The organism is Paraburkholderia sp. SIMBA_053, assembly GCF_046534895.1.
Taxonomy (GTDB): Bacteria; Pseudomonadota; Gammaproteobacteria; order Burkholderiales; family Burkholderiaceae; genus Paraburkholderia; species Paraburkholderia caledonica.
This window is the reverse complement of sequence record NZ_JAWRXU010001386.1, coordinates 1-247: the sequence shown is the minus strand read 5'-3', so window position 1 is coordinate 247 and position 247 is coordinate 1. Positions and strand designations below refer to the sequence as shown.

Genomic DNA, 247 nt, shown 5'->3' with positions numbered 1-247 from the left:
CGCTTCGAATTGCGCCTGCTTCAGCGGCAGATCCCCAGCGAAGTCCTTCGGGAACACGGACGGATTCAGATACGTATAGCCGTCATCTGTCTTTTCGATTGCGCCCGGCTGCTTCGACGTGTAGCTGGGCTTGCCCTTGCCGAGCGTGGCTTCGTCTTCGCCGACGTTCGGCGCATGGGCTGCGACATACACGAGACCGACCACATGCGGATCGACGCCTGCTTCCGTAATGATCGAGCCGCCGTAG

At 60.7% G+C, this 247-nt stretch carries 1 pseudogene; it reads right to left on the bottom strand.

The features are described from left to right. Positions 1–247: pseudogene (locus SB753_RS40145) on the bottom strand (alpha/beta hydrolase); the annotation flags it as partial.